The organism is Phycicoccus jejuensis (genome assembly GCF_000720925.1).
In the GTDB taxonomy this organism is placed as follows: Bacteria; Actinomycetota; Actinomycetes; order Actinomycetales; family Dermatophilaceae; genus Phycicoccus; species Phycicoccus jejuensis.
On record NZ_JOEE01000090.1, the window covers coordinates 1 to 219 of the forward strand.

The 219-nt window shown below is 73.5% G+C and carries 1 protein-coding gene; it reads right to left on the reverse strand.

Annotated elements, in window-relative coordinates; genetic code table 11:
- The coding region (locus tag IG69_RS22605) for a hypothetical protein (protein ID WP_169742116.1) at window positions 1–219 on the reverse strand (219 nt) is incomplete at both ends.

A 219-nucleotide genomic window follows, 5' to 3' on the forward strand; every position in this document is an offset into this window, starting at 1 on the left:
GTGCCGGCCAGCGCGACGACGAACCCCTGAACCAGCACCGAGCCTCGCTCGTCTGGAAACTGCCACAACGTGGCCGCGGCCACCACCGCGCAGAGCGGCACCGCGACCAGCACGCGCCGCACCGGCAGCGCCGCACCACCGGCCATGGCCACCAGGAGCCACACCGGCGACCAGGCGCTCCACATCCACGAACCCGCCAGCACGGTCACAGCCAGCGCC